Here is a 26,041-nt window from a genome sequence, read left to right on the forward strand (position 1 = left end):
ACGGGAGAACCGAGCTGCGCTCGCGTCCATTCCGCGCCGCGCCGGCTACTTCCAGCCGTAGGACCGACGTAGCTCGGCCGCGACCTTGTCGAACCGCGCCCGGTCGAGGATCGCGCCCTCGCGCCGGACACCCTTCTCCTGGACGTCCAGCACCCGGTCGAGCCGGATCCACGACGGCCGCTGCTGACCGTCCCACGCCCCGGCGCCGAGGTGCATCCAGTGCCGCTGTCCCTCTCGGTCCGCGTTGCTGGAGAGCATGAGGCCGAAGAGCTGGTGCCCGTCCCGCCCGACCACCAGGAGTGGCCGGTCCTTGCCCCGGCTCGGGTCGTCCTCGAACGGCACCCACGCCCAAACCACCTCACCCGGGTCCGGGGCCCCGTCGAGGTCCGGCGAATAGGCCAGCATCCGCCCACCCGGCGGCTTCGGGCGCGCTCGGCGCGGTCGCGGCTCCACCAGCCGGTCGAGCAGTCGCGAGGAGATCCGGGCCAGGTTCACGGAGCAAGCGTGCCTGGTCCCGTGCCCGGGGGCGAGCCGGCACCCCGTGCCGCCGCACCATGGAGCGCAGGACGCTCCGTCCGCTTTGACCCCCGGGTCGCGCTTCGATACGACGAGTTATGCGCTCTTGATCGTCCTCTTCGGAGAAACGCTCCTGACGCGACGTGTCCTCGCCGGAGTTAGGCCCGTCAGCGCGATCGTCTCGTCGCCCTTGACCACCGTAAGCTCGAGTCGGCCGCCAACGGCGGTGATGTACTGCTCGAGCACATCGAGTGTGACGTTCCGGGCCCGTTCAATGGCTGCGATGCGAGGCTGACTCACCCCGATCCGCTTCGCGAGCTCCCGCTGTGACAACCCGGCCTGTTCCCGCAATGCGGTCAGCCCCGCAGCAAGGCGCAGTTCGTCCTCAATCTCCTTGACCCGGTCAGCGGCACCGGGAGTCGCGAGGACCTTCTTCTCGTAGCGCTCCATGTCACTCATCGCTTCCTCAACTTCTGCTCTCGTCCGCCGACCCCTTGTTGGCCAAGGCCGCCTGGTGTTCCTCGAAGCGCTCATCTGCGACCGGAATGTTGCGGAGATACCAGCCCTTCCAGTCCTCGCTCTTGTCTCCGCCGACCAGGAGAATCGCCCTCCGCACCCGATCGAAGGCGAAGAGGACCCGCACCTCCGTGCGACCTGTCGAACCCGGACGCAGTTCCTTCGTGTTCTTGTGCCGGCTTGCCACCACGGTGTCCACCAGTGGTCGACCGAGTGCAGGACCGACGTCGCGGAGCACCCTGACCGCCGCCAGCAGTGCTTCCGCGTCTGCCTGGTCGAGCTGCTCAGCCCACTCCCCGCAAGCCGGATGAAACTCGACGATCCAACCGGGTGATAACGATACCATTATCGGACCCCCACTCCGGAGTGTCCACCATCAGCCGGCGGTGTCAACGATCTGCCGAGGCACCGACAGAACCGGCGGGCCAACGCACAGGTGGGGGCGGGTGGGACTCGAACCGTTTGTGCCGCAACCGCCTTCCGGGCACGCGGCGGCGGAGCAACCATTTGGACCCGGAGCCCCGGGCCTTGGTGGGAGTCGCGCCCTGAGGACAGGGTGCCGGGTGAGGTGGCGGTGGCGAGGGTGACTCCTCCGCCCGCCCCGCCAAGAGCGCCAGACGTCCCGGCCACCATGGCTAACCTCCACACATGCGTATGCACATTGAGCTGGACGACGACCTCGTCGCCGAGGTCGACCGGCTCGCCGGCCCACGCGGGCGGAGCGAATTCGTCCGCGACGCGCTGCGCGCCGCAGTCGATCGCCAGTTGCGGGCCCAGTCGTCACGGCGGGCCGCCGGCACGGTCGACGACGGTCACGACTGGGACTGTGATTGTCCGCCCGATTGGCCGGCGATACCGCACCGCTTGATCAGGAGTACAGCGACTCGACCACGTCGCTGTACTTGGCGGCCACCACGCGGCCGCGGACTTCCATGGTCGGGGTGAGTTCGTCGGAGCCGGCGGCCCAGAAGCCCGGCAGGACGGCGAACCGCTTGACCTGCTCGACCTTGGACAGGGAGCCGTTGACCTCGTCGACGTACGCCTGGATCTCGGCGCGGAGCTGAGCATTCGCGGCCAGGCTGGCCAGGTCGCCGGCCACGCCGCGGGTCCCAGGCCAGGCGGGAGCATTTCATCGGGTCGAGAACCATCAGCGCCGCGACGTAGGGCCGGGCATCCCCTATGACGACCGGCTGCGCGATGAGCGGGTGCCGGGACAGCAGATCGCCTCGACGAATAGCCCGGCTATCGTCCGGCCCGCGACCTGCTCGCGTATCTGCTCGGGAGAGGGACTCGTACGACCTCGCTGAATCGTCAGAAGCGGGTGGAGCGACGCCTCAGTACAGGCGGATCTCGCGGCGCTCCGGCACATCGACCTCGAGCAGGGCGCGACCTGCCCCGTCCGCGGTGACGGAGTCGACGCCGGCCCCGGTGACGGTGTACCGGCGATGAGGAACGAGTCGTTCGACGGCGACCACGGTCCGCACCGGACCCGAGCCCGGCCGGAGGACGAGGTCGAGCGCTCGGCCGTCGGTGACCGCGCGGGCCACGAGGACGTCGGGGTAGGCGACCTCCGCCAGCGCCGGTCCGGTCCGCCAGATCGACGGCGGGCCGAACGCGAGCATGTCCCGCAGCGCGCTGCGGCGGCCGAACCGCGCCAGGGCCGCGTAGCTGTTCGCCCAGACCGAGGCGCCCTCGTACCGGCGGGCACCGTTAGCCGTGACGGCCTCGCGCTCGGCGAGCGCCGCCTCCGCGGCCACCGCATACTCCTCGTCTCCCAGTTCCCGCGCCGCCATCGCGAGCGCGCTCCAGGCGAACGCGTCCGAGCCAAGGCGGTAGTTGCCGGGGTCGACCCGGCTGGAGACCAGCGGCGCGAGGCGAGCGCGGCCGTCCGCGCCGAGCGGGAGATCGTGCCGGCGTAGCAGCCACCACGAGCGCTGAGCCAGGTCGGGGTACGGGGCGTGAAGCCAGTACACCGCGGTCGTCTGAGCCATCGGGCCGGCGAAGATGTTCCAGGACAGCCCGAGGAGCTTGTTGCGGATGCCGATGACCTTGCCGTCCGGTCGGCAGAACTCGGTCTCGACGGCCGTCCGGATCTGCTCCTCGCGATCGGCGAAGTAGCGCGTCCCGTGCACGGTGTCGTGCGCCAGGATCGTATTGATCCCGAAGGTGTTGCAACCGGTGTAGATCCAGTTCGGTTCGCACGGGAACAACGTGAAGTCGCTGAGGCCGAAGTTGCGGTCGACCATCCGGGCAAGGTCGCCGAAGCTGTACGCGTAACGCCGGTCCCGGCCCTGGAAGCTCAGCGAGCCGGGCGCGGAAAACGTCGTGTCGTTCATCGCCTCGTACATGCCGATCTGGGTGCCCCAGTAGCCGGTCAGCATGATGTTGTCCGGGGTGTCGACGGGGTCGGCGTCGAGGCGCAGGTTCCCCCATGCGTTCTCCAGCCGCCAGTACGACCACACCTCGGGGCGGAGCATCTTCAGGACGAGGTTGCGCTGGGCCTCCTGCAGGTAACCGGTGAAAGCCGGAGTGCGCGTGAACTGCGACATCGCCAGCGCATAACCGACGGCCGTGGTCTGGTAACGGGTCGCGGCCTCACGGAACTCGTCCAGGTCATCGAAACCTTGGAAGCGGTCCAGCGGCTGCAGCCCGAGGTCAAGCAGGTGCCGTAGCTGTGCGAGGTCCGTCTCGCTGTGCTCGGCGACCGGGACTCGCCCCTCGATCGGCGGCGTCCCCGTGACGACGAAGCGAGTCCGCGCGAGCTCGGCGTTGAGCGCAGCGCCGCGACGGACCTGGGCCGCGTGGCGGAACCGGTGCAGCAGGGCGAAAGCCGCGAACGCCGCCGGCATCAGCGCCAGCGCGAGCACACGACCGGCGGTGTGCCCGGTGTCGGCGAGAATGCCCGCCAGCACAGCACTGCCAATCCACACCAGCGGCGGCAGGAGCACGATCCCGATCGACCACCACAGGAACGTCGCCACGACCAGCGCGAGCAGCGTCGCGACGGCGGCGAGGACCTGGCCGCTGAACAGGAACCCTCCGCCTGGCAGGGCCAGGCCGAGTCCGGCTGCCTGCCACCCGGTACCGGCGCCGACGAGACCAGGCAGCACCGCGAGCAGCCACACCGTCAGGTACAGCAGCAGGGCGCGCTGCAGCCGTCGCCCGGCGACCGGTGGCCAAACCGAGGACGGGCGCGGGATCAGGACGACGAGCAGCCGGTCGCTGCTCTCGCGGGTGACAGCAGTCATCGAGCTCATCTCCGGGAGAGGGCGGACACCCTCGGTGCGAGCACCGGACGGACGACGCGGCGGCGCCGGTCCAGCAGACCGGCGATCACCAACGGCAGACCGAGGGCGGGGAACAGCACACCGACCGTCCCGTGGCCGACGGCGAGCGCGTGCAGCAGGTGCAGGTCCACGAGGGCGAGCGTTGTCCAGGTGACGCCGACGAGGACGAGGACGGCGCTGTGTCCGTCCTCCGGCCGACGAGTGACGCCCGCGCGGGTGGCGAGGGCCAGCCCGACCGCGACCACCGCCAGCAGCGGAGCCCGAACGAGCAGCGGGGTGCCGCCGGCGCCGTGGTGATGGCCGTCCGGCGTGCCGGCGAGCCAAGCGGTGACGGCGACGACTGCGAACCAGACCGTAGCGGTCGACACCGCGACCGACACCAGCGGCGCCGGCCGCGCCACCACGCGTTCGGTCGTGGCCACGGCCGTGTCGGTAACCGGAGCGGAGCCCGGTCCCACCCGCCGGGCCGGGGGCGCGAAGCCGGTGATTTTCGACGTCCGCCCCGGCAGTACGGCGTTCCACGCCGTACGGACGGAGGCGATGAGGATCGCGACGGCCAGGCAGCAGGCCATCAGCTCACGAATCCCGCGCCGACATACTCGGCGAAGACGTCGCGGTTGGCCAGCTCTTGGGGTTCGCCGCAGAAGGCCACACGACCGTGGTCAATCAGGTAGACGACGTCCGCGACCGCCAGGGCGCGCTCGACGTATTGCTCGACAAGCAGGAGTGACGCGCCCTCAGCGGCGAGCCGCTCGAGGAAGGCGAAGATCTCGTCGACGATCTTCGGCGCGAGACCCATCGACACCTCGTCGAGCAGGACCACCTTGGGCGACTGCACGTAGGCACGGGCCAGGGCGAGCATCTGCTGCTCACCGCCGCTCATCGTCCCGGCGAGCTGCGTGAGCCGCTCCCCCAGCCGCGGGAAGGCGTCCACGGCGCGTTTCAGCGCTTCGTCGTGCCGCCCCGGCTTCGCGAACAGGAGGAGGTTGTGGGCGACCGTGAGGTTCGGGAAGACGCCCCGCCCCTCCGGGACGTGGCAGATTCCGCGCCGGGCGAGATCCTCCACGCGCAACCCGGTCACGTCATCACCGTCGTGCTCGAGCGTGCCCTCGGTCAGCGGGATCAGACCGCTGGCCGCACGCAAGAGGGTCGTCTTCCCGGCACCGTTCACGCCGAGCAGTGCGACCACGCTGCGGTCGGGCACCGTGAGGTCGATCCCGTCGAGCACCGGAACCCCGGCGTACCCGGCACGCACTCCACGCAACCGGAAGCTCATGCCAACACCTCCAGCGCATCGGCCGCTCCGTCGGCTCCGAGGTACGCCGCCCGCACGACGTCGCTCGCGGCGACCTCGGCAGGCGTACCCTCGAAGATCGGCCGCCCGAAGTCGAGGACGTACAGGTAGTCGCAGACGCTCATCACGAGCGCCATGTCGTGCTCCACCAGGAGGATGCCCAGGCTGCGTTCGACAATCAGGCGGCGCAGGATCGCTCCGAACTCGGTGGTCTCCCGGCCATCCAAGCCACTGCTGGGTTCGTCGAGCAGCAGCACGGAGAACTCGCCCGCGACGACGCGCGCGAGTTCGACCAGGCGACGCTGACCGGTCGAGAGATCCGCCGGCACCCGATCGAGCAGGTCGACGATCCCGCACACCTCCGCGGCTCGCTCGGTGCGGCGCCGGATGTCGGCGGCGTCCCGTGGTCGCGAGACCACCAGCCGCCACGGCGAGCCGCCCGCCAGTCCGGCCTCGCGACCGAGGTCGAGGTTCTCGCGGACGGTCAGGCTGTCGAACAACTCCATGCGCTGGAACGTCCGCCCCAGCCCCCGTAACGCGCGGGCGTGCGGCGGTTCGTGCGTCACGTCGGAGCCGTCGAACAGCACCGTCCCGGAAGTCGGCCGGGCGAGCCCGGAGCACATATTGAACGTCGTGGTCTTCCCGGCGCCGTTGGGCCCGATGAGTCCGGTCAACCGGCCCCGGGGTGCCTGGAGACTCATCCCGTCCACCGCGACGAGTCCACCGAACCGCATGACGAGGTTGCGTGCCTCCAGCCCCTCGACCCGGGCGTGCACCGCACTCATGACCCACCTACCCCGACGGCGTCGCGAACTGGGCGGTCACCGCGAGACTGCGGCGGCAGGACTCCGTCCACCCCCGCCAACGCCTCGCGGGTCCGGGTCCCGGCGGGCCCGACCGTCCGGTCCGCGGAGACCTCGGTCCACCGTTCGAGCAGCTTGCGGAGCTGACCGTTCGAGTTGACCGCGACCAGCACGGCGGCGAGGCCGAAGGCGACCTGCAGCAGCGAGTTGGCCTTGTCGTTACCGACGTAGAGCGGCAGGACGGTCAGCAGGATCGGGCCGACGACCGCGACGGTCACGGTCCGCCGCCCGGCGATGGCCAGGACGGCCAGCGAGATCAGCGAGTTGATGTACGGGTACGCCTCCTGCGTCGTCGAAACGAACAGCGATGCGTAGAGCGCGCCGGACAGACCCGCGAGAGCTCCGCTGATCACGAACACGATCACGCGCGCGTTGCGCACGCTGGTCCCCAGGGTCGACAACGCGACCGGGGAGTCCGACATCCCGCGAAGGATCCGTCCGAGCCGGGTGCGCTCGATGAGGAGCACGAGCGCCACCGCACCCACGGCGAAGGCCATCAGCAGGTAGTAGAACCGCGTTTCGCCGTCCAGACCGAACGCATCCGGCCGAGCCGTGGCGACCCCGCTTCCGAAGAACCACGACTTGCTGTAGGCGTACTGCGCGAGCAGTACCCCGAAGCCGAGCGTCGCCAGCCCGAGGTACAGGCCGGACAGGCGGATCGCCGGGACCGAGACCACCAGCGCCGCCGGCACGCACCACAGAACGCCCACCAACACCGCGAACAACCAGGGCAGGCCTGAGCCCTGCGCGTGGGCGAACCCGGCCGCGCCGATCGCCACGAAGCCGACCTGGCACAGCGAGATCTGGCCAGACGTCCGCACGAGCAAGTTCAGCGAGGCGAAGAGGATCACCTGCGTCGCGGCGATCTGCCAGGCGGTGATCTTTGTGCCAACGACGTGCGGGACGAGCAGTGCCGCGAACAGCAGCACGCCGTAACCGATCCGGCGGGCCCGGGCCGGCATCCGACTCACCGGAACGCCCCGGGCACGCAGCTGGCGACCCACCTCGACCAGCCGCCCGGGCCGGCTGATCAACAGCACGAGGAAAAGGACGAGGAACGGCGTGTTGGTGTCGAGGCCGGACAGCGATTCGTGCGAGCCGGCCTCCTTGCTCACGATGTTCTGAATCAGACCGACGAGCAGACCACCGCAGTACGCGAGCGGGACGGACGTGAACCGACCGATCGCCGCGGCCCCGAACGCCTGCACGACCAGCAGCGACAGGATGTAAATGTCGAGCTGCTGCTGGACGGACGCGAACAACAGACCGGAGACGGCGGCGAACACCGACCCGATCAACCAGGAGATCCGCCGCACCTGCACCGGCGACGTCCCGGCCATCGCCAGAAGCGACGGATCGTCAACCACACCGCGCATCGCGACACCAGTACGGGTGGCACGGAAGAAGAGGGTCAAGCCGACCGCGGCAACCACACCGACGGCGAGGTCGACGATGTTGTCCATCGTCACCGCGTTGCCCTTGATCGTGAACACGGACCCGGTGGGGAGGAACGGTTCGAACGGCCGGGCCTGCGTGCCGTAGGCGAAGTTCGTGAAGGAGATGATCGCGACCAGCAGCCCGACGGACCCGACGATCTTGTAGGTCGTGGTCACGTTCGCCAGGAGGGCGGCGATCCCGCCGAGCCCGAGGCCGAAGACCGTCCCGAAGCCCACGACGACGAGCAGCGCCGCGATCGGCCACGGAACGCCGGCCTGCTCGCGGAGCGAGTAGAACAGGAACGCCGATAGCGCGCACTGCGCGCCGTAGGCGATGTTGAACAGACCGGAGGTCTTGTACGTCAGGACCAGTCCCATGGCGGCCAGCCCGTAGAGCGAGCCGGTCGTGATCCCGACGATGACGTAAGGGATGTAGTCGTTCACGCGCACACCCCGCAGGTGGCGGCCTCACGCACCTGCGCCGGGTCGAGCGCGACCGCGTCCTTGCCCACGACGAGCTGGCAGTCGGGACGGTGGGCGCGATTCAGCCCGACGACCGCGACGTGCGGCTCGGCCCCGACGACCCGGCGCACACCAGACGCCGCCGCACGGCGGTCCCCGACCTCCTCAAGCACGCGCACGAGCCGGTCGGCGGTGGTGCGCTCGAGGACGCGGACGGCCTTGAGGCCCAACCCCAGCCAGAGCCCGCCGGCGAGCGCCGCGCCGACGACGCACCCGAGGCCGAACACCACCCAGGGCTGCTGGTCGGCAAACCGCGCCTCGTTGCTCACCTGCATCCAGCTCACGGCGATCCCGCCGAGGCCGAGCACCCAACAGATCGCGACGACCGCGTTCGCACGGTCGGACCACGGGGACGCGACGACGGGGCGGCCCGGCGTGACGCTCGACGTCACGGTCGACCATCCGGGGCGGAGGAGGCGTAGGCCGGGTTGACCGCCGCAGCGACGTGCCCGTTCTCAGCCGACCGGTCGGCCAGCCGCGCCTCGATGTCGGCGACCTTCGCGTTGAGGGCGCGCAACTGGCGCCATTCGTCGCGGAGGTCGGCGGAAAGCCACATCGCCACGGCGAGCGCGACGAAGTAAAGACCGAGCAGACCGTCGGAGGCCAGATAGGGCATCTGCTCCGGCAGATACGGGGTCCCGCTGACACCGATCCAGCCGGCGACGAGGAACCCCAGACCGAGGAGCGCCGCGGCGACGGCCGCCGCCCGATCCCACTGCACGCGCAGAAACTTCAGGATGACCACAGCGACCTCACTCGGAGCAGACGAAGGGACAGGGCGGCCCCGCCCCCGACCAGCGCGACGACGACGAGGGCCACGTAGGCGAGCCCGGCGTCCCCGCGGGTGAGGCCGGCCAGTGTCAACACATCGCCCACCACGGGGACCGTGGCCGGCGAGACACCACTGCCGAGACCGGCCACCGGCACCGCACCCGGGACCCCCGCGAGGTCCGGGCCGGGGGCCGTGCCCGGCAGGAGTGGCGCGTCGTGCCCGCCGGCTGTCCCCGGGGCCGCCGACCCACCGGCCGTCAGGCCGGAGTCCGACGCCCAGACGGGGGAGAGTGTGACGTTCGCGATGGAGCGGCCGAGCAGGTAGGTAATCGGGACCGGCCCGGTGAACCCGGAGGGGTTGGCCGGGATGTCGGCGGTCGTGTAGGCGAACGTCAGCACGGGCGCGGTGATCCCGGTGGCGGTCTCCTCCGCCGCCTGGAACGTGACGGCCAGTCCGGCCTGTTTCAGCGCATCAATCACGACCTGCGCCGGCAGGGTGTATGCCTCCTCCTTGCCGTCCGGGGTCGGCAACGTGATCGAGAAGTTGCCGTCCCGGAACCCGATGTCGGTCGCCGGCACGGTCTGCCCACCGAACGGCACCGGGATCGGGGGCAGGGCGACCGGCGGAGCCTGCGGCAGGCCCGGCACGGGGTTGGGCAGGGGAATCGACTCGGGGGTGGTCTTCGGCAGCGTGATGTTCGTGCCGGGGATGGAGAGCCGCGCGATCGACAGCGAGGCGCGTCGTTGCAATTCGCCCGTCGTGCCGTCGGCCTCGACGGTCGCCAGCGACTCCACCCCGCGCAACGTGAGGGTGCCGCCGATGTTGAGCGCGTCGATGGTAGAGCGCGCCCGGGAGACCACGCTGCCGTCAGATCGCTGTTCGACGTTCGACACCGATGTGGCCCCGGCCGCGGGCTGCCCGACGACGGCAGAGGCGTCGACCTGGTGGGCCCCGCTGGTGCTCTTCAGCGAGACACCGGGGAAGTTCACCTCTTGCGGCTCACTGCCCAGGTCCGAGGCCGCGATCAGCGGGTACTCCGGCGTCGGGAACCCGACCAGGGCACCGGCGATGCCGGGCAGGCCGGCCACGGTCGTTCCGGGGAACGGGAACGAAGCGAAGCCGCTCGAGACCCCGACGTCGGTGAGACGGACAGACGTGGTCGGGCCGGACCCCTCGAGCGTGAGCCCGAGGGGAATGCCCTGGTTCGTCGCGGTGACCTGGACGCCGTACGCGCTCGCGACCGAGTCGAACGAGGGCATGGAGTCGGCGCGGGCGACGTCAGTGCTCAGGACGACGACCGGCACGGCCAGCGCGCCCAGGGCGACGACGGCACCGGCGCGCTGCGCCCGGCGACGGTTCTGGCGACAGCTCACAGGCATACGACCTTCCTCCCGATCGGGGCCTCGTAGCCCGTGGTGCCGATCGCGAGCACGTAGCCGCACTCGAGCGGGGCGGAATTGCTCGCCAGGGTCATCGGGGGCGTCAGGCCGTCAAGGGTCTCGCCCTTCACCTTGCTCAGGCCCTTGAGGATCACGGCAGTCGTGACCGCTCCCCCGCGGGCCTCCGCGCCGACCTGCGCGAGTGCCTTCGCCAGCAGTTGACCCGACGCCCAGCCCATCAGGATGTTCTGGTCGAGCGGCTGCTGACCGAGGTACTGCTTGGCCGCCGCGTTGAACGCCGCGAGCCCGGCCCCGCCGCTCGAGACGAAGGGGGCGACCGGGGCGCCGACGAGGACGCCGTGGGACCGGACGTTGGGATCGACCGCAACCGGCGCGCTCAGGGCGATGCTGCCGGAGACGTACGCCGGTTTGTAGTTGATGGCCGCACAGTCACGAACCAGGCGCTGGAACGCGGATGCGTCACTGACCGGGAAGAGTACGTCGACGCCCGCAGCCTTCGCGTTCTGGCACGCCGAGGTGAACGAGCTCTGGGTGAGCGAGAAAGACTGGGAGAACGCGAAGTCCAGGCCGAGCCGGGCGGCGTAGCCCTTCGCGCCGGAGAACTTGTCCTTGAACGTCGTGCAGAGCGTCGCCTCAACGCAGTGCATCAGCCCGAACTTCTTGCCGCCCGAGTTGATGGCCGCCTGCTTGACGACCACGGCCATGCTCGGGAAGCCCCAACCGCCGACGTTGTACAGCAGCGGGTCCTGCTCCCAGTCCAGCTCGACCTGAGTGCCGCCGATCGCGGGGATCCCGGCCTTGTCCAGCTCCGCCCGCACAGACGCGATGACGATCGGACTGCCGAGACCGATGAGCGCCACGACCTTCTTGTTCTGGATCAGGTCCTTGACGTTGGTCGCGGCCTTCGTGGGGTTCGACTGGTCGTCAGTCTGGAAGAGCTGGATCGGGTGGCACGCGATCCCCCCGGCGGCGTTCACTGCCTTCGCCCACAACGCCGCTCCTGTCCGCAGGCCGCCGATGGAGTTGCCGACCAGGCCACTGAAGCTGCCGTTCTGGCCGATGCGGATCGGCTCGAGCTGCCTGGCGCACCCGCTACTGCCGACGATCGGCACCGCCGCCCTGGTGGAGGTGCCCGTCCCCGTTGTCGGGACCTTCGAGGTCGACGACCCGGTCGGCGGTCCGGACGACGGACGTGCCGGGGCCGCCGCGCCGTTCGCGCCACCGGCCTTCACGGAACCGGTGACCGAGGACGAGGGAGCTCCCGGTGCCGCCGCCGGTGCGGGAGCCTGCGCGGACTCGCCTCCAGCCACCGGGGCGAGCGGGTCGGCGGGAGCGACGGTACCGAGCGAGCCGTCGTTGCTGGGATAGCTCAGGTTCGCGGCCCTGATCTCGTCGCTGCTCAGCCGCGAACCACCACAGGCGGCCAGACCGAGTACGAGAGCCAGAGCTGTGGCAGCACGCCCGGTCCGGCGACAGGACGGCGCGATCCAGCTTTTCATCGACACCTCAACGTGGGGAGTTGCGAAAGCGGATTGGGTTGACCTCGACGAGCCTTCGGCTCAGGCGTACGACTTGCTCTCTCCGAGCACGATCGAGACGTGCGGGGAATACATGACCATCAACGGCCGCGAGCCGACACCCAGTTCCGCCGCCGCGCGACCCATGGAGTGAGTCCCCGTCAGGACATTGGCGCGACCGCTTCCGACCCGGAGCCCCCGCAGGCGGATTCGAATCGGTGCGCGAAACAGTTCGCCGTTGACGTCGTTGGGGTTGATCCCCCAGGTCCGGATAGGGACGGCGAACGGGACCGGAGCCGGGAAACGCGGGACCGGAACGCTCACCGTCAGGGCGTGCTCGCCGCCGTCGGCCACGCGGACCTTCGCGAGCGGGCGCTCGACCGCGATGTCGATGTCGGCCATCCATTTCGGCAGGCCCCAGATGTCGCGGCCGGCCTCCATGGTGAACGTGGCGTTGACCGGAAGGTGGACCTGGTGCATCCCGAGAGTGCGATCGGGTCCCCGGACCAGCAGGCCGACGCCGACCTCGTCGTAGACGCCGAGGTCACCGTCGGAATAGACGACGGCGAGCACCGTCGACACCGCGCGGCCGCGGAAGGACACCGGACGCAGGCGCGTCCCGACCAGCAGCTCGGCGGCCCGCTCGGCGGAGCACAGGTACGCGGCGCCCAGCAGGGACGCCCGGCGGATACGCACCGGCATGGTCAGCCGACCCTCGGCCAGCTGCCAGACTCCCGGCGCTTCTTGCTTTGCCATCAGCGAATCCCTTCGCGCTACAGGTCCAGGACGAGCGATTTCGAAATACCGCGCGAGACACAGATCAGGAGGCAATCCCCGGCCGCACGCTCCTGCAGACTGAGGACGGAGTCGCGGTGGTCCGGCTCCCCGGAGATGACTCCGACCCGGCATGTGCCGCAGATGCCGTCACGACAGGACGAGTCGACGACGACACCGGCGTCCTCCACGACGTCGAGCAGGGAACGGTGCGCGGGCACTTCCAGCTCGAGACCGGAGCGGGCGAGCGACACCGAGAACGCGGTTCGCGGCGCGGTCGAAGGCCTAGCCGTGAAGCGCTCGACGTGCAGCTGCTCCAGCGCGGTGGCACCCAGCGCGGTCTCCATGGCCTGCAGCAGCATCTCCGGGCCGCAGCAGTACACCGCATCGCTCTCGGACACACTGCCCGCGATCGCCGCTACGTCGAGCACACCCCGCTCGTCCTCCGGGACCAGCTCGACCCGGTTGCCGTAGCGGGCGCGCAGTTCGTCTGCGAACGCCATCGAGCGGCGGTGCCGTCCGCCGTAAATCAGCGACCAATCCGCGCACTGCGCCTCCAGCCGGGCGAGCATCGGGACGATCGGGGTTATGCCGATGCCGCCGGCGACGAAGAGGTACGATTTCGCCGGGACCAGCTCGAAATTGTTCCGTGGCCCGCGCAGGCGGACCGCCACGCCGGGCCGCAGCGCCTCGTGCACGTACTCGGATCCCCCACGACTGTCCGTCGCGCGCAGCACGGCCACGGTGTACGAGGACCGGTCGTCGGGGTCACCGCACAGCGAGTACTGACGCACCAGCCCGCCCGGCAGCAGCAGGTCGACGTGGGCGCCCGGACGCCAGGCCGGCAACTCCTTCCCGAGTGGGTGACGGAGCGTCAGAGATACCACTCCGTCGGCGACCTCCTCCCGGGCGTCGACCATCGTCCAGAAGGCGCGGTCCGGGTGCTCGTTCCGGTTCAGGGGGGCGACCGGCGACCTCCGGCCGCTGGTGGCGTGGTGCGCCTGGCCGGTCGGCATCGGCCCGAGCTCGTCCGGCAGGTCGGCGGCGGGCCAGGAGTGGAAGTTGCGCCGGCGCAGCTTGCGCGCGGTGTAATGCGCGAACCCGATCTTGTTGAAGACGTGGAAGACGCTCCGCATCAGCGGGTGCAGGTCGTAGACCCAGTAGTCCGACGGGAGCGGTCGAGTCGGGCGCGGCTCGCCGAGCTCAACATCGGCCCCGATGTGGCTCTCGCCGTCGGCGAGAGAGAGCCGGGCAAGCACCGTGCCGTCGGCGGAGCAGATCTGCGTCTCGCCGAACATGACGGTTCGCCAGCGCACGCCCGGGACTCCCGGGACGTACATCGTGCAGTCGCCGACGAGCGAGGCGTACACGGTGGGGACACCGACGATCTGAGCGAACAAGCCGGGGAGGTTGCGGCACTGCTCGTGGCCACGCGCCTGCTCGGCCCGCATCCACGGGGCCAGCGGGCCCCTCCAGTTCGTCGGCATGTACGGCCAGCACATGCCACCCACCGCGAGGCGGACCCGGCCCTCCTGGAACCGCCGCGCGGTCCGGGTGCGGGCCCACTCCCAGCCGCTGACGAGCCCGACCGGCAGGTCCCCGAGCATGTGGAACTGGGTGACGCCGTCGTCGTCACCGCCCCGATAGTCGAATGCCTCCGTCGCGGTGGGCTGGTCCTTGTCGTGGAGGTGCGCGCGGCCGTCGGGTTCGGCGAGGACGTAGGTGCCGTAGACGTCACGACCCCGCACCGACAGAGAACCGCCGGAGATCGCGCACTCAAGCTCGCGGGCCAACCGGGTGAGCATCTGAAACGCCGGCCCGTCCACCGGGCGGGGGACGTTGCGCAACGCCGGGTGGTAGAGGTTCGATGAGGTCATCGCTTCCGGGAGCACGATGAGACTGGGGTGATGCTCCCGGTGGGCGTCGCGGATCAGCCGTTCCAGACGTTCCAGGTTGCCCAGGACGTCGCCGACCATCACGGCAGGTTGGACCGCGGCCACCCGCAGCCGCGTCACGACGCCACCGCTTCGGCCTCGCGCGCCACGACAGTCGGCCGGTCGCCGGCCGGCGGCACATCGTCATCGGACGTGGCCACGACAGCGGGCGGGACCGACGCGGGAGCCGAGGCGAGGTCGTTCTCGGCCCCGTCGGCGGGAATGGTGGAGCGGAAGCGCGTACGGGAGTGAATCAGTGCACGAACGATCGCTGCCTGCACCCGGCCCTCCCCGGCCATCTCGCGCAGGAAGCCGCGACGGTCGTCGGCGACCAGGAGCGTTCGGGCCACTCCCCCGACCACCAGCCGCGACCGCAGCAACTGCTGCGGGGTCTTGATTCGCTGGCCGACGCTCGTGAACGGCCGGTCCACATCGTCGCGGGCACTCTCGATGAACGCCTTGAACGGACGTGGCGTCGGGCGCAGCAGCGCCTCACCGTTGCCGAAGTAGTACGCGGGCAGGCACTCCTGATCTCGATCGTGCTCGAACCGGCGCATCGCGAGGTCGAGCTCGTCGAGGTCGTCCAGGTGCCGCATCGCGGCCGTGGCGGCATGCCGCCCGGCCCACATGGCGTCACGCATCCCCTGGCCGAGAGACGGATCCTTGAAGTGGCCGGAGTCACCAATGAGCACCCACCCCGGCCCACTGCACGGACGGAAGTAGGCGACGAGCTGGTCGGTCCCACGGAACGCGGACATGTTGGTCGCATGGCGGAGCCGACGGGCCACGCCCGGGTGGTGCTCCATCTTCATCGCCCAGTAGGCGTCCGGATCCCGTCGCGCCATCGCGGCCTCGGCCGGGCTGCCCATGAAGAAGAGCGTGTAGCGCCCGATCGGCGTGCCTGGGAACCCGAATGCGAGGTGCGCGCCGTCCCGCCACTGACAAACGACGTCGGCCTCGTCCGGGTCCGGCGGCTGGTCGTCGAGGTACCGCACAACACCGGCCCGACCGTTCGCGGAACTCCGATAGGGCTCGGCGGCGCCGACAAGGCGGGCCACTGTGCTGTGCCGCCCGTCGGCCCCCATGACCAGCCGACACCGGACCACACGCTCGCGCCCGTCCTCGTCGACGTACCGGACGCCGGAGACCCGCCCGGCTTGCCACGTCAGGCCGACGACCGTGGCCCGCTCGCGGATCCGCGCGCCCGCGGCCCGCATCGTGTCCACGAGCACCTTGTCGTGCAGGTCGCGGGGGACGGACAGCGCATAGTCGATGCCCTCGATCGGCGTGAACGTCTCCTCGATCCGCATCTCCCGCGGCGTCTCGGCGTCGACGGTGACACGGAGCCGTCGGCACCGCGTCGGGGAGAGCGCGAGAATGCCCGGTAGCGCGCCCATGTGCAGCAGCTCCGAGACGCCGACCGGAAGCATCGTGTGGCTCGACAGCGTGTCAGCCGGGAACTTGACCCGGTCAAGGACGAGGACGTTCCGGCCCGCCCGGGCCAGCGGGACCGCCGCCGCCGCACCCGCACATCGAGCCCCGACGATCACGACGTCGACGTCCTCATCCGCGGTGGAGCGGCCCGGATCAGCCGGTCGTGGGACGAACTGGCTTACTGTCATGGAATGCGTCCCCGGGATTCGTCAGGAGTGAGACGGATCAGCTTGTGCGTCTCACTTTGCGACAAACGACGGCTACTGTCAACCGATGACATCCGCGCGATTCGAGCGGCAGGGAAGGCTCATGGGCACCGCGGCTGAGCGAATCATGCCCTCGCTGGGTCCACGCGAGACGTCTCGAGACCGACTGGTACGAGCCGCCGCACTCCTCGTGGACTCGGGGGGCGGCGCCGACCTCACGATGGAGGCTGTGGCGACGGCCGCCTCGGTGTCGCGAGCGACCGCGTACCGACATTTCTCGAGCCGGCACGAACTCGTGCTGCATCTGGTCCTGCTCGCCGCCGAGGACCTGGCAGCGGACTGCTTCCGACTGATGGAGCAGGCCCACGGCAGCCGCGAGAAGCTCCGCGTGACGTTCGACCACGTCATGCTGACCGCCGTCGAGAGTGAGCGGATCAAACTCCTGGTCGAGCTCGGGATGTCACCGACCCCGGAGACCGTGCAGGAGTGGACCGAGCGCGTCCTCGGCCAGGTGGTGAAAGACGGCCAGGCCGCCGGCGAGCTCCGAACCGACTTGGAGACGGACGAGATCCTGCAGTGGCTCGGCGAGGAGTTGATCGCGATGGTGCGCATGACCCACCGCGACTTCGACTTCCTCATGCGGCGCTCACACAACTTCGTGCTTCCGGCGGTCTACTCGTCCCACGAGCCGCCGCGGCGCGGACGCAAGAAATGACGACTCTCGACACGCAGCCGACATAGCTCGCGGTACGCCCGGAGTCGCGCCAATCGCACGGCCGACGAAGCCCGCACGCGGACAGCAGATCCAGGCCCGCGTGTGCCCGCACCCGAAGGGCCCGGTCGGGAGATGCTCGATCCACTCCGGCCCGCTTGCGCCTCCGCTGGCCCGAGGCCGCACCCCTCTGACCTGGTGGGGCGGATGGGACTCGAACCCATGACCCAGGGATTATGAGTCCCCTGCTCTAACCAGCTGAGCTACCGCCCCGTGTGCTTTGCGCCGGTCCGAGGGTAGTGCTCAGCCGGCCGGTTGCTGTGCGAAGGCGGGTGCTCAGTCGTCGATCAGTCCAGCGCGGTGCTGTTGTTGTCGAGGGTGACGATGCGGACCATGCCGTCCGCGACGTAGGTCGACCCGGGGTTGTCGGGGTTCGGGAAGAAGCAGATCAGCGCGTAGGTGCCCGGCTCGACGGAGTAGGTCAGGAACTGCTCCCGGCCCGGCGACAGGGTGTCGCCGCCGACGTAGCCGGAGAGCACGAACGCGCCGTCACCGGTGCCGCGGAAGAGGGAGGAGACCTGCTCCGGAGTGGTGCCCTGCTTCACCTGCAGAAAGGCCACCTGCAGCCACCGGTGGCCCTTCGAGACCCGGTTGCGGATCAGCACGGTGCCGGTCGCCTTGAGCTTGCTCGCACCCTGGTACCGGTTCTTGTCGTTCATCGTGATCACCGGCGTACCCGTCGGCATCGCCGCGGTGTTCCGGCCCGGCACGATCTTGAGCTTGTAGAGCCGACCCCCGGGCGGACCGACGTTGTCCGAGAGGTAGTACTGCCCCGGCGTCAAATTCACCGTTGCCGTCGCGATGGCCCCGAGACTCGGGTTCGCGCCGCCGTAGGTGATGACGTTGCGCTGCATTCGCTTGACGGCCGCCGCGTTGTCCTGGCCGCCGTCGTAGTACAGCCGCGTCAGCGCGCGGGTGTCGCGGCGCAACTGCTTGACGGTGTAACCGGGCTTGAGCCGGAACAGCGAGAGCAGGTGGTCCTCGTCCTCGGCCAGCACGCGCAACCGGAGCGGCCCGGCGACCTGGGTGAGACCGCCGGAGATCTCGGTGCGGTCCTCCGCGATCGTCACGCTGATCATCGGAATGCGCGCGGTTTCCCGCGCCGGAGCGGCGCCGGCCGGGACCGCCGCGACCAGCACGGCGCAGGTGGCCGTCGCACACGTCAAGCGCAACCGGTGGAACATCGCGGACCCAACGTAAGCCTGGTCGGCGACTCCTCAGAAGACCCGGCGCGGGAGCGCAACCAAGCCGCAGTCCGACGCGCACACAACCGCAATGTTCGTCAGCTCGGACGCAGCATCCGCACGTAGTCGGAGCGGGTCAGCGGACGGTCGGTCTGCGCCCCGTTGGCCAGCGGTGCCTGCAGCGGCGCGCCCTCGATCGTCAGCAGGAGGCGGTTCACCTCGGGCAGCGAGGTCGCCGTCAGCACGATCTGGGCGATCGCCGTGGTCTGGTCGGGCGGCACCTGACCGAAGCTCAGGTCCACCGTCGCGAGGTCCCCCTCCAGCCCGGTCACCGTCAGCCGGGTGGTCGGAGGCAGCGCGGTGCTCACCCCGCGCTGTCGGTCGGTCCCATCGGGACCGGCCGCGAGACTGTTGAGCAGCTCCTGGAGCGCCGGCACCCCTGTCCGCGCCGTCAGGGTCCGCACCGCCGGCCGCAGCGTGGTGTCCCGCAGGAAGTACACGGCGGCACCCGAGCTGTCCGGGTCCCTCGAGGGCACGGCGGTTGGCGGGGCGTCCGCCAGCAGACGCGGCGGCAGGCTGAGCGGGTCGATGTCCTTGACGCCGCCCGACGGCCCCAGACCACACCCCGTCAGCATCAGGACCGACGCAACCGCGGCCGCCCACCCCCTCACAGCTCGTCCTCTGGAAGCGCGGGCATCCGCACGACGAAGCGCGCGCCGCCGGACGGGTTGGCGGTGCACCAGACCATCCCCTCGTGCGCGGTGACGGTCTGCGCGACCAGCGCCAGCCCGAGACCGGTACCGGACGACGATCCGCGCGCCGCACGGTTGGTCGCGAACCGCTCGAAGATGCGCTCGCGCTCAGTGACCGGGACGCCCGGCCCCTCGTCGTCGACCAGCACGGCCACCTGGTCGTCCCGCCGCTCGACCCGCACCGCGCTCACCCCGCCGCCGTGGCGCTCGGCGTTGTTGACGAGGTTGAACAACGCACGCTCGAGCAACGCCTTGTCGCCGAGGACCAGACCAGGATCGACGGCCGACACGATGTGGGCGCCTGCCCCGGCGCGGTCGGCCACCTGCGCCGCCAGCTCCGTCATCGAGACCGCTTCCAACCGGTCGCGCTCGAGCCCGGCCTCGGCGCGCGCGAGCGTGAGCAGACTGTCGACCAGCTGCAGGAAGCGGTCGAGCTCGGCGTGCACGAGGTCCAGCGCCTCCCGCGAACGGTCAGGCAGTTCGTCGCGCCGACGCTGCATCACATCGACGGCGGCGACCAACGTCGTGAGCGGCGACCGCAGCTCGTGCGCGACGTCCGCCGCGAACCGGCTGTCCCGCTCGATGCGGCGCCGCAGGGTGTCCACCATCGCGTTGAACGAGCCGACGATGGTCGCGAGATCCGGGTCGTCGGTCGGCGGCAACCGCGTGTCCAGCAGGCCGCCCGCCACCTCCGCCGCGGTCGCCGCCACCAGGTTCAGCGGCTGCACCACGCGCCGGCTGGCCCAGATCCCGAGCGCGATCCCACTGACGCCGGCGACGGCGGCACCGGTCGCCAGCACGGCCTGCAGCGTGCGGATCGTCTCGTGCAGCTCCCGCAGCGGGACGACGCGGTAGAAGGTGGCCCCCGGCCGGGTCAGCGGGATGCCGACCACGACGGTCGGGACCCCGTCCCGGGTGACGGTGGTCCGCGCCGCGCGGCCGGAGTTCACCCGCTCCGCCAGGGCGGGCGGGATGACCTCGCGCCCCACGCCGAGCGAGGAGGAGTACCACTCCCCGTCGCGCTCCACCACGACCGTGCCCGACTCCGGAGCGCCCGCGGCGGACAGGATCGCGGGGATGTTCGCGTCCGCGCTGTCGAGCTGGTCGGCGACGAACACCGCGTCGAGCGCGGCCTGCCGGACGACCGTGCGCTCCCGCTGGTCGTACAGGTAAGCGCGCGAGAAGAAGAACGTGGAGCCCGCCAGCGTCCCGGCGATGAGGAGCGCGCCAGCGCCGAACGTGAGGGCGATCCGGCCACGGAGTCCGCGGGGCCGCCGCACCAGGAGCTTCCTCATCGCCGGTCGAGTCGGTAACCCATCCCGCGGACCGTCACGACGAGCTCGGGGTTGGCCGGATCCCGTTCGACCTTGGTCCGCAGCCGACGCACGTGCGCGTCCACGAGCCGCTCGTCGCCGAAGAAGCCCTGATCCCACACGCGTTCGAGCAGCGTCGTGCGGCTGAGCACGATGCCCGGGTTCGCCGCCAGCTCGCTGAGCAGCTGGAACTCGGTCAGCGTCAGCGAGACCTGCTGCCCGCCGAGCCGCACCATCCCCGCCGCGGTCGAGAGCACGAGGTCCCGGCCCGAGTCGAGGACGACGTCCGTCGGGTTCGCCTCCTCCGGCTGCATCACCGCGCTGGTCGCGCGCCGCCGCAGCGCGCGCAGTCGCGCGCTGATCTCCTTGATCTGGAACGGCTTCGTGACGTAGTCGTCCGCGCCGGCCTCCAGGCCCGCCACGATGTCGTGAGTGTCCGCGCGCGCACTGACGACGATGATCGGGACGTCGCTGAACTTGCGCACCTCGCGGATGCAGGTGAACCCGTCGACCGCGCCCAGCATGAGGTCGACGATCATCACGTCCGGCGTGCGGGCGTGCATCTGGCTCAACGCCGTCTCGGCGCGATCCGCCTCGATGATCTCGTAACCCTCGTCCTCGAGACCGAGGCGCATCGCGGCACGGATACGGTCGTCGTCCTCCACGATGAGCAATCGCGTCGGCATGGGGCCCATCGTGGCAGAGGCACCCAGAGCGGCCTCCTTCAGCACGCCCCGACAACCCGATCGTCACACGATCACAAAGTTCGCAGTCGGAAGGTCGCAACAGGACCCCGGCACGCTGAAGAGGTGAGCCGCCGAGGGGACGTGATCCACGCAGACGCCGCGACCGACTGGACCGGTGACGACGACGTCGCCGTCGTTCTGCTGCACCCCGACGTCGAGCCCGACGGCATGCCCGACCTGCGGTTCGAGCTGCACGAGCTGGTCCTCGCCGGCGTCCGCACCATCGTGGTCGACGCCTCCTGCCTGGACGAGCTCCCCTCCCCCGTCATCGGCGCCCTGCTGACCGCGCACCGCGCCTGCCGCGCGCGGGGCGGCGCCGTCGCGATCCGCTTCCCCAGCCGTCGCGCGCTCGACCAGCTGCACCGCACCGGCCTCTGGCGCGTGTTCGACGTCGACGCCGTGTCCCCACGTCTGACCTACCCCTCCGCCCGACGGCGATCGAGCCGTGGGACGGCGCCCGCATGACGCGTTCGCCGACATCCGTCCTGGAGGTCCGGGACGAACTGCAACGCGAATACGCCGATCGCCTGCCCGCCGAGACCGTGAACGAGGTCGTCCTGCGGCTGAGCGCGAACGGCGCCGTGTCCCTGCCCGTGCTCGCGGCCATGGCGCGTCGGGATCTCGACGCGCACACACCGCGACGGGAGGACGCCGCCGAGCGGTAGACGGCCGCGGAGTGGGTACGTCTTCGACGTGCCTGGAAAGAAGTTGCTCGGAGCCGCCCTGCCCGTCGCCGCCCTGGCCGCGCGCGACCTGACGCAGCGTCGGCACGCCCTCCTGCGGAACTACCCGGTGCTCGGCCACGCCCGCTACCTGCTGGAGGCGCTCGGACCCGAGCTGCGGCAGTACATCGTCGCGGGCAACTCCGAGGAGCGCCCGTTCACGCGGGACCAACGTCGCTGGGTCTACGCCTCGGCCAAGCTGGAGAACAACTACTTCGGCTTCGGGACCGACAACGACATCGAGTACACCGAGGGCTACCCGGTGCTCAAGCACGCGACGCTCGGCCGCCTCACCCCGCCCTCCGAGCCGACCGCGGCCCACGAGGCGTGGGTCCCCTGCGGCAAGGTGCTCGGCGCCGCCCGCGGCCGCGCCGGCGCCTTCCGTCCCGACTCGGTCTTCAACATCTCCGCGATGAGCTTCGGCTCGCTGTCCGGTCCCGCGGTCGAGGCGCTCAACCGTGGGGCCGCGTTGGCCGACTGCCTGCAGAACACCGGCGAGGGCGGCCTGTCCGACCACCACCGCCACGGGGGCGAACTGATCTTCCAGATCGGCACCGGCTACTTCGGGTGTCGCGACGAGCGCGGCCGGTTCGACCTGGCCCGGCTCAAGGACGTCGTCGCCTCGGCCCCGGTGCGCGCGATCGAGATCAAGCTCAGCCAGGGCGCGAAGCCGGGCCTCGGCGGCCTGCTCCCGGCCGCCAAGGTGAGCGAGGAGATCGCCCGGGTGCGCGGGATCCCGGTCGGGCAGGACTGCGTGAGCCCGTCACGGCACGCGGAGTTCTCCGACGCGGACTCCCTGCTCGACTGGGTCGAGATGGTCGCCACCGAGACCGGACTGCCCGTCGGCATCAAGTCCGCGGTCGGCCAGGACCACTTCTGGAACGAACTCGCCGAGCTCATGGTCCCCGGCACCCGCGGGGTCGACTTCATCACGATCGACGGCGGGGAAGGCGGCACCGGCGCCGCGCCGCTCGCGTTCTCCGACCACGTCTCGTTGCCGTTCCGACTCGGGTTCACCCGCGCGTACTCCGCCTTCGCCCGTCGCGACCTGACGGACCGGATCGTCTTCGTCGGCGCCGGCAAGCTCGGCCTGCCCGACGCCGCGGTCACGGCCTTCGCGCTCGGCGCCGACCTCGTCAACGTCGGACGCGAGGCGATGCTGGCCGTCGGGTGCATCCAGGCACAGAAGTGCCACACCGACCGCTGCCCCACCGGGGTCGCCACCCAGAACCGGTGGCTGACGCGCGGACTCGATCCGACGCTCAAGTCGGTCCGCCTCGCGAACTACGTGAAGACGCTGCGACGTGACGTACTCAAGCTTGCCGAGGCCTGCGGGGTGCACCACCCCGCGCTGATCGACGCGGACATGATCGAACTGCTCGATCGCGGCCAATCGACCGGCACGCTGCGCGAGGTCGCCTGCTACGAACCCCACTGGGGCCGGCTGAGCGCGGCCGACCGCGACGAGCTGGAACGGATCATGACCGTCACCGCGCCGGTCGGCGACGCCGCGCCCGCGTCGAAGCACGCGAGCTGACGTCTGCAGAGATCAGAACGGAGCGGCCACGCACCTGGAGGAATGCGCGACCGCTCCGTTGATCTGAGGGTGTGTCAGCTCTTGTTCGACTTCGCGGGCTTGGCGGGCTTGGCCGGCTTCGCGGCCGCAGAGACGCGGGTCGCGGTGTAGGTGACGTCACCGGTCGCGTCGCGGCTCGTGGTGCCCTTGACGTTGACCTGGTCGCCGGCCTCGAGCTCGACGAGCGTCGTCGCGCTCTTGTTCAGGTTGATCTTCGTGGTCGGGGTGACGACGACGGTCAGCGTGCAGCCGCGCAGCGCCTTCACCTGGCCGCCGCGGACGACGAACGTCAGCGTCGCCGCCTCGGCGTCGACGGCGGTCACCTTGCCGTTGTGGACGAAGGTGGGCTTGCTGTGGCCCTGCTTCTTGCCCTTGGCCTTCGCGTCCTTCGCCTTGGCGTTGGCGCGGTTGACCTTGTGGTCCTTGACCTGCGCGGCCTCGCCGCAGGCCTTGACCTTCGGGGCGGCGGCGACCGAGGAGGCGCCGGCGACGGGGGCGAGCAGGCCCAGGGTGAGAACAGCGGCGGCAGCCAGACGGGTGCGGTACATCGGGAGCTCCTGACGGGAAGGGTGGGTGCGCTCCCCGGGCGGTGGGGATTGCGACGTCACCCGATACAGCGCACCGGTCCGCGGTTGTGTCACACCCTGCGCGGGATCAGTTCGCGACAGTGACCGCCGGGGTCGGCAATGCCCCGCCGAGTCCGTAATGTGAGCGACAGGAACGGAACCGTCGGCGTCCGTCGGACGTCGGAGCGTGGACCTGGCCGCCGAGCGTTGGGACCTTCGGGACGTGACGAACGACGATCTCGCCGTCGTTCTCGCCCGCGCCCAGCGCGGTGACGAGGAGGGCTTCCGCGAGGTCTACCGCACGGTCCACCCGGGCCTGCTGCGATACCTGCGCGTGCTCGTCGGCGACGAGGCGGAGGACGTCGCGTCCGAGGCCTGGCTCCAGATCGCCCGCGACCTGGCGACGTTCAGCGGCACCGCCGACGGCTTTCGCGGCTGGTGCGCCACCATCGCCCGCAACCGGGCGATGGACCTGGTCCGCCGGAAGAAGGCGCGCCCGGTCGCGGCGGACGAACCGGTCGAGATCCTCGAGCAGATGTCCTCCCCCGACGACACCGCCGACGCCGCCATCGCGCTCGTCGACGGCGACGCCGCGCTCGCGCTGATCGCGACGCTCCCCCGCGACCAGGCCGAGGCCGTGATGCTCCGCGTCATCGTCGGGCTCGACGCGGAGGCCGCTGCCGAGGTCCTCGGCAAGAAGGCCGGCGCGGTCCGCACCGCGGCGCACCGCGGGCTGAAGAACCTGGCCAAACGGCTCACGAAGCCGGACAGTGACCCTGACGGTGTGACATCCGCGCAGTCGAGTGCGCTGAAGGACATGTGATGACGAGCCAGGACCGCACGAGCGGCGAGCGCGAGGAGATCCTCGCCCTCGCGCCGGACGCGACCGTCGCCGAGGCGGACGCGCTGCTGGCTCTGCTCGCCACGGCCGCCGGCCCGGCCACCGCCGGAAAACTGCCCGGGGAGGACGTCGCGGTCGCTGCCTTCCTGGCCGCGCAGCCGGGCCCGGCCGCCGCCGGCGCGACCGCGCGGCGCGCCAAGGTCCTCGCGGCGCTCACCGGCCTCTTCACCCTCAAGACCGCCGCCGTCGCCCTAGCCGTCACCTCGGTGGGCGGCGCCGCGATCGCCGCGTCCACCGGCGTGCTCCCGACCCCGCTGACCGACAGGAAGACGACCGTCAAGCAGCCGGACCCGCCCCGCGCGGACGCCGAGGCCGTCCGCGACGCCGCGAAGACCGCTGCCGCGGCGGACCGCGCCGACGCCGACGCCGGCCGCACCGCCGAGGCGTCCTACTCCGGTCTGTGCCAGGCGTTCACCGCCGGCGCGTGGACCAACGAGCGCGCCGCCGGCAATCCCGCGTTCTCCCGCCTCGTCGAGACCTCCCCGGCCGGGGACGTCACCGCTTTCTGCACCGCCCTCGACGCGGAGACCACGAGCCCGAACGGGAAGACCCCGCCCGGCCGGGCGAAGTCCGACGCCGCGAAGGATCGTCAGGGTCCGTCAGAAAAGGGCACCGAGGCTCGCGAGCGCAGGACCGACAACGGGAAGGCTCCCGCGGAGAAGGCGGGCGGTCAGCCCGCCGACCGCGGGCCTGGTCAGGTGGCGGAGAAGAAGTCGGGCAACGCCGCGGGCAAGGACCGCGCGCCGAAGAAGAAGCCGATCGCCGGGGAACGCGGCCACCGCCCCGCCGGCGTGGGCTCCGTCACGTCCGGCCCGTGATCATTCCCGGAACGGCCTCTCATCTGGTTGGCTGAGCACCGTCACTTCCGCGACGGGAACCAGGAAGCCGGTGCGAATCCGGCACGGTCCCGCCACTGTGACCGGGGAGCGAACCCCACGCACGGCCACGGTCCCACCTGGGACGGGAAGGCCGGGGTGAGCGTCGATCCGGGAGTCAGGAGACTGACCCGTCGCGGATCCGAATCCGAGGGGCGAGGAC

The 26,041-nt window shown here is 70.7% G+C and carries 28 protein-coding genes, 1 tRNA gene and 1 riboswitch; of the genes, 7 read left to right on the forward strand and 22 right to left on the reverse strand.

Going from position 1 to position 26,041, the window contains the following annotated elements; translation table 11 throughout:
* Positions 1–45: 45 nt before the first annotated feature.
* The 3 genes from ABD401_RS21730 to ABD401_RS21740 form a co-directional block, all read right to left on the reverse strand.
* On the reverse strand, positions 46–495 hold the full coding sequence (locus ABD401_RS21730; protein WP_344608692.1) for a type II toxin-antitoxin system PemK/MazF family toxin: 450 nt from the start codon (positions 493–495) through the stop codon (positions 46–48).
* Between the two features lie 117 nt (positions 496–612).
* Positions 613–966, reverse strand: a complete 354-nt coding sequence (locus tag ABD401_RS21735) for a helix-turn-helix domain-containing protein (RefSeq protein WP_344608694.1) — start codon at positions 964–966, stop codon at positions 613–615.
* A 16-nt stretch (positions 967–982) separates the two neighbouring features.
* A complete protein-coding gene (locus tag ABD401_RS21740; RefSeq protein ID WP_344608696.1) occupies positions 983–1,378 on the reverse strand; it encodes a type II toxin-antitoxin system RelE/ParE family toxin in 396 nt (131 codons plus the stop codon).
* Between the two features lie 308 nt (positions 1,379–1,686).
* Here ABD401_RS21740 and ABD401_RS21745 point away from each other — a divergent pair, with 308 nt between their 5' ends.
* A complete protein-coding gene (locus ABD401_RS21745) occupies positions 1,687–1,977 on the forward strand; it encodes a CopG family ribbon-helix-helix protein (RefSeq protein WP_344608857.1) in 291 nt (96 codons plus the stop codon).
* Here ABD401_RS21745 and ABD401_RS21750 read toward each other — a convergent pair.
* The 13 genes from ABD401_RS21750 to ABD401_RS21810 all read right to left on the reverse strand — a co-directional run bounded on the left by ABD401_RS21750 (position 1,901) and on the right by ABD401_RS21810 (position 16,453).
* Entirely contained in the window at positions 1,901–2,131 is a 231-nt protein-coding gene (locus tag ABD401_RS21750; protein WP_344608698.1) for a hypothetical protein, read from the reverse strand. The genes ABD401_RS21745 and ABD401_RS21750 overlap by 77 nt on opposite strands.
* A 235-nt stretch (positions 2,132–2,366) precedes the next feature.
* Complete coding sequence (locus ABD401_RS21755; protein ID WP_344608700.1) at positions 2,367–4,280, reverse strand: linalool dehydratase/isomerase domain-containing protein; 1,914 nt, start codon at positions 4,278–4,280, stop codon at positions 2,367–2,369.
* Between the two features lie 5 nt (positions 4,281–4,285).
* Positions 4,286–4,741: a hypothetical protein gene (locus tag ABD401_RS21760; protein ID WP_344608702.1), complete on the reverse strand. Its 456-nt coding sequence runs from the start codon at positions 4,739–4,741 to the stop codon at positions 4,286–4,288.
* 149 nt (positions 4,742–4,890) lie between these two features.
* A complete protein-coding gene (locus ABD401_RS21765; RefSeq protein ID WP_344608704.1) occupies positions 4,891–5,595 on the reverse strand; it encodes an ABC transporter ATP-binding protein in 705 nt (234 codons plus the stop codon).
* The gene (locus ABD401_RS21770) at positions 5,592–6,398 is read right to left on the reverse strand and encodes an ABC transporter ATP-binding protein (protein ID WP_344608706.1); all 807 of its coding nucleotides are present in this window, start codon (positions 6,396–6,398) and stop codon (positions 5,592–5,594) included. Before ABD401_RS21770 ends, ABD401_RS21765 begins: the two co-directional genes overlap by 4 nt.
* On the reverse strand, positions 6,395–8,356 hold the full coding sequence (locus ABD401_RS21775) for a branched-chain amino acid ABC transporter permease (RefSeq protein ID WP_344608708.1): 1,962 nt from the start codon (positions 8,354–8,356) through the stop codon (positions 6,395–6,397). The genes ABD401_RS21770 and ABD401_RS21775 overlap by 4 nt, the downstream gene beginning before the upstream one ends.
* Entirely contained in the window at positions 8,353–8,826 is a 474-nt protein-coding gene (locus tag ABD401_RS21780) for a hypothetical protein (protein WP_344608710.1), read from the reverse strand. Before ABD401_RS21780 ends, ABD401_RS21775 begins: the two co-directional genes overlap by 4 nt.
* A complete protein-coding gene (locus ABD401_RS21785) occupies positions 8,823–9,179 on the reverse strand; it encodes a hypothetical protein (protein WP_344608712.1) in 357 nt (118 codons plus the stop codon). The genes ABD401_RS21780 and ABD401_RS21785 overlap by 4 nt, the downstream gene beginning before the upstream one ends.
* On the reverse strand, positions 9,167–10,579 hold the full coding sequence (locus tag ABD401_RS21790) for a hypothetical protein (RefSeq protein WP_344608714.1): 1,413 nt from the start codon (positions 10,577–10,579) through the stop codon (positions 9,167–9,169). Before ABD401_RS21790 ends, ABD401_RS21785 begins: the two co-directional genes overlap by 13 nt.
* Positions 10,576–12,105, reverse strand: coding sequence for an ABC transporter substrate-binding protein (locus ABD401_RS21795; RefSeq protein ID WP_344608716.1), 1,530 nt, complete (start codon positions 12,103–12,105; stop codon positions 10,576–10,578). The genes ABD401_RS21790 and ABD401_RS21795 overlap by 4 nt, the downstream gene beginning before the upstream one ends.
* 60 nt (positions 12,106–12,165) lie before the next feature.
* Complete coding sequence (locus ABD401_RS21800) at positions 12,166–12,879, reverse strand: acetoacetate decarboxylase family protein (RefSeq protein WP_344608718.1); 714 nt, start codon at positions 12,877–12,879, stop codon at positions 12,166–12,168.
* Between the two features lie 17 nt (positions 12,880–12,896).
* Entirely contained in the window at positions 12,897–14,912 is a 2,016-nt protein-coding gene (locus ABD401_RS21805) for a 2Fe-2S iron-sulfur cluster-binding protein (RefSeq protein ID WP_344608720.1), read from the reverse strand.
* The gene (locus tag ABD401_RS21810; RefSeq protein WP_344608722.1) at positions 14,909–16,453 is read right to left on the reverse strand and encodes an NAD(P)/FAD-dependent oxidoreductase; all 1,545 of its coding nucleotides are present in this window, start codon (positions 16,451–16,453) and stop codon (positions 14,909–14,911) included. Before ABD401_RS21810 ends, ABD401_RS21805 begins: the two co-directional genes overlap by 4 nt.
* Before the next feature lie 145 nt (positions 16,454–16,598).
* Here ABD401_RS21810 and ABD401_RS21815 point away from each other — a divergent pair, with 145 nt between their 5' ends.
* Positions 16,599–17,186 (forward strand): TetR/AcrR family transcriptional regulator, encoded by a 588-nt coding sequence (locus ABD401_RS21815; RefSeq protein ID WP_344608859.1) that lies wholly within the window; start codon positions 16,599–16,601, stop codon positions 17,184–17,186.
* A 193-nt stretch (positions 17,187–17,379) separates the two neighbouring features.
* On the opposite strand, the gene ABD401_RS21820 is transcribed toward ABD401_RS21815, so the two are convergent.
* The 5 genes from ABD401_RS21820 to ABD401_RS21840 form a co-directional block, all read right to left on the reverse strand.
* Positions 17,380–17,456: transfer RNA gene (locus ABD401_RS21820), tRNA-Ile, on the reverse strand.
* A gap of 74 nt (positions 17,457–17,530) precedes the next feature.
* On the reverse strand, positions 17,531–18,427 hold the full coding sequence (locus ABD401_RS21825) for a hypothetical protein (protein ID WP_344608724.1): 897 nt from the start codon (positions 18,425–18,427) through the stop codon (positions 17,531–17,533).
* Positions 18,428–18,525: 98 nt separating this feature from the next.
* Positions 18,526–19,098, reverse strand: coding sequence for a GerMN domain-containing protein (locus ABD401_RS21830; RefSeq protein ID WP_344608726.1), 573 nt, complete (start codon positions 19,096–19,098; stop codon positions 18,526–18,528).
* On the reverse strand, positions 19,095–20,459 hold the full coding sequence (locus tag ABD401_RS21835) for a sensor histidine kinase (RefSeq protein ID WP_344608728.1): 1,365 nt from the start codon (positions 20,457–20,459) through the stop codon (positions 19,095–19,097). Before ABD401_RS21835 ends, ABD401_RS21830 begins: the two co-directional genes overlap by 4 nt.
* 11 nt (positions 20,460–20,470) lie before the next feature.
* Positions 20,471–21,178: a response regulator gene (locus ABD401_RS21840; RefSeq protein WP_344608730.1), complete on the reverse strand. Its 708-nt coding sequence runs from the start codon at positions 21,176–21,178 to the stop codon at positions 20,471–20,473.
* 123 nt (positions 21,179–21,301) lie between these two features.
* Here ABD401_RS21840 and ABD401_RS21845 point away from each other — a divergent pair, with 123 nt between their 5' ends.
* The 3 genes from ABD401_RS21845 to ABD401_RS21855 are packed head-to-tail and all read left to right on the forward strand — an operon-like array spanning position 21,302 to position 23,497.
* Positions 21,302–21,703, forward strand: a complete 402-nt coding sequence (locus ABD401_RS21845) for an STAS domain-containing protein (protein WP_344608732.1) — start codon at positions 21,302–21,304, stop codon at positions 21,701–21,703.
* Complete coding sequence (locus ABD401_RS21850) at positions 21,700–21,903, forward strand: hypothetical protein (protein ID WP_344608734.1); 204 nt, start codon at positions 21,700–21,702, stop codon at positions 21,901–21,903. The genes ABD401_RS21845 and ABD401_RS21850 overlap by 4 nt, the downstream gene beginning before the upstream one ends.
* 28 nt (positions 21,904–21,931) lie before the next feature.
* Positions 21,932–23,497 carry an FMN-binding glutamate synthase family protein gene (locus tag ABD401_RS21855; RefSeq protein WP_344608736.1) on the forward strand — a complete coding sequence of 522 codons (1,566 nt, stop codon included), beginning with the start codon at positions 21,932–21,934 and terminating at the stop codon, positions 23,495–23,497.
* Positions 23,498–23,571: 74 nt separating this feature from the next.
* On the opposite strand, the gene ABD401_RS21860 is transcribed toward ABD401_RS21855, so the two are convergent.
* Entirely contained in the window at positions 23,572–24,084 is a 513-nt protein-coding gene (locus tag ABD401_RS21860) for a hypothetical protein (protein ID WP_344608738.1), read from the reverse strand.
* A gap of 241 nt (positions 24,085–24,325) precedes the next feature.
* Between ABD401_RS21860 and ABD401_RS21865 the strand changes: the two genes are divergently transcribed.
* On the forward strand, positions 24,326–24,925 hold the full coding sequence (locus ABD401_RS21865) for an RNA polymerase sigma factor (RefSeq protein ID WP_344608740.1): 600 nt from the start codon (positions 24,326–24,328) through the stop codon (positions 24,923–24,925).
* Positions 24,925–25,821: a hypothetical protein gene (locus ABD401_RS21870; RefSeq protein WP_344608742.1), complete on the forward strand. Its 897-nt coding sequence runs from the start codon at positions 24,925–24,927 to the stop codon at positions 25,819–25,821. The genes ABD401_RS21865 and ABD401_RS21870 overlap by 1 nt, the downstream gene beginning before the upstream one ends.
* A gap of 17 nt (positions 25,822–25,838) precedes the next feature.
* Positions 25,839–26,028, forward strand: a riboswitch (cobalamin riboswitch).
* Positions 26,029–26,041 lie beyond the last annotated feature (13 nt).

Source organism: Sporichthya brevicatena (genome assembly GCF_039525035.1).
Lineage (GTDB): Bacteria > Actinomycetota > Actinomycetes > Sporichthyales > Sporichthyaceae > Sporichthya > Sporichthya brevicatena.

Bases quoted from the DNA above. Each gene is read 5' to 3' on its own strand.
- ABD401_RS21735 (WP_344608694.1), bottom strand. From the start codon at position 966: ATGGAGCGCTACGAGAAGAAGGTCCTCGCGACTCCCGGTGCCGCTGAC.
- ABD401_RS21740 (WP_344608696.1), bottom strand. From the start codon at position 1,378: ATGGTATCGTTATCACCCGGTTGGATCGTCGAGTTTCATCCGGCTTGC.
- ABD401_RS21745 (WP_344608857.1), top strand. From the start codon at position 1,687: ATGCACATTGAGCTGGACGACGACCTCGTCGCCGAGGTCGACCGGCTC.
- ABD401_RS21755 (WP_344608700.1), bottom strand. From the start codon at position 4,280: ATGACTGCTGTCACCCGCGAGAGCAGCGACCGGCTGCTCGTCGTCCTG.
- ABD401_RS21765 (WP_344608704.1), bottom strand. From the start codon at position 5,595: ATGAGCTTCCGGTTGCGTGGAGTGCGTGCCGGGTACGCCGGGGTTCCG.
- ABD401_RS21770 (WP_344608706.1), bottom strand. From the start codon at position 6,398: ATGAGTGCGGTGCACGCCCGGGTCGAGGGGCTGGAGGCACGCAACCTC.
- ABD401_RS21795 (WP_344608716.1), bottom strand. From the start codon at position 12,105: ATGAAAAGCTGGATCGCGCCGTCCTGTCGCCGGACCGGGCGTGCTGCC.
- ABD401_RS21800 (WP_344608718.1), bottom strand. From the start codon at position 12,879: ATGGCAAAGCAAGAAGCGCCGGGAGTCTGGCAGCTGGCCGAGGGTCGG.
- ABD401_RS21810 (WP_344608722.1), bottom strand. From the start codon at position 16,453: ATGACAGTAAGCCAGTTCGTCCCACGACCGGCTGATCCGGGCCGCTCC.
- ABD401_RS21815 (WP_344608859.1), top strand. From the start codon at position 16,599: ATGCCCTCGCTGGGTCCACGCGAGACGTCTCGAGACCGACTGGTACGA.
- ABD401_RS21825 (WP_344608724.1), bottom strand. From the start codon at position 18,427: ATGTTCCACCGGTTGCGCTTGACGTGTGCGACGGCCACCTGCGCCGTG.
- ABD401_RS21840 (WP_344608730.1), bottom strand. From the start codon at position 21,178: ATGCCGACGCGATTGCTCATCGTGGAGGACGACGACCGTATCCGTGCC.
- ABD401_RS21850 (WP_344608734.1), top strand. From the start codon at position 21,700: ATGACGCGTTCGCCGACATCCGTCCTGGAGGTCCGGGACGAACTGCAA.
- ABD401_RS21860 (WP_344608738.1), bottom strand. From the start codon at position 24,084: ATGTACCGCACCCGTCTGGCTGCCGCCGCTGTTCTCACCCTGGGCCTG.
- ABD401_RS21870 (WP_344608742.1), top strand. From the start codon at position 24,925: ATGACGAGCCAGGACCGCACGAGCGGCGAGCGCGAGGAGATCCTCGCC.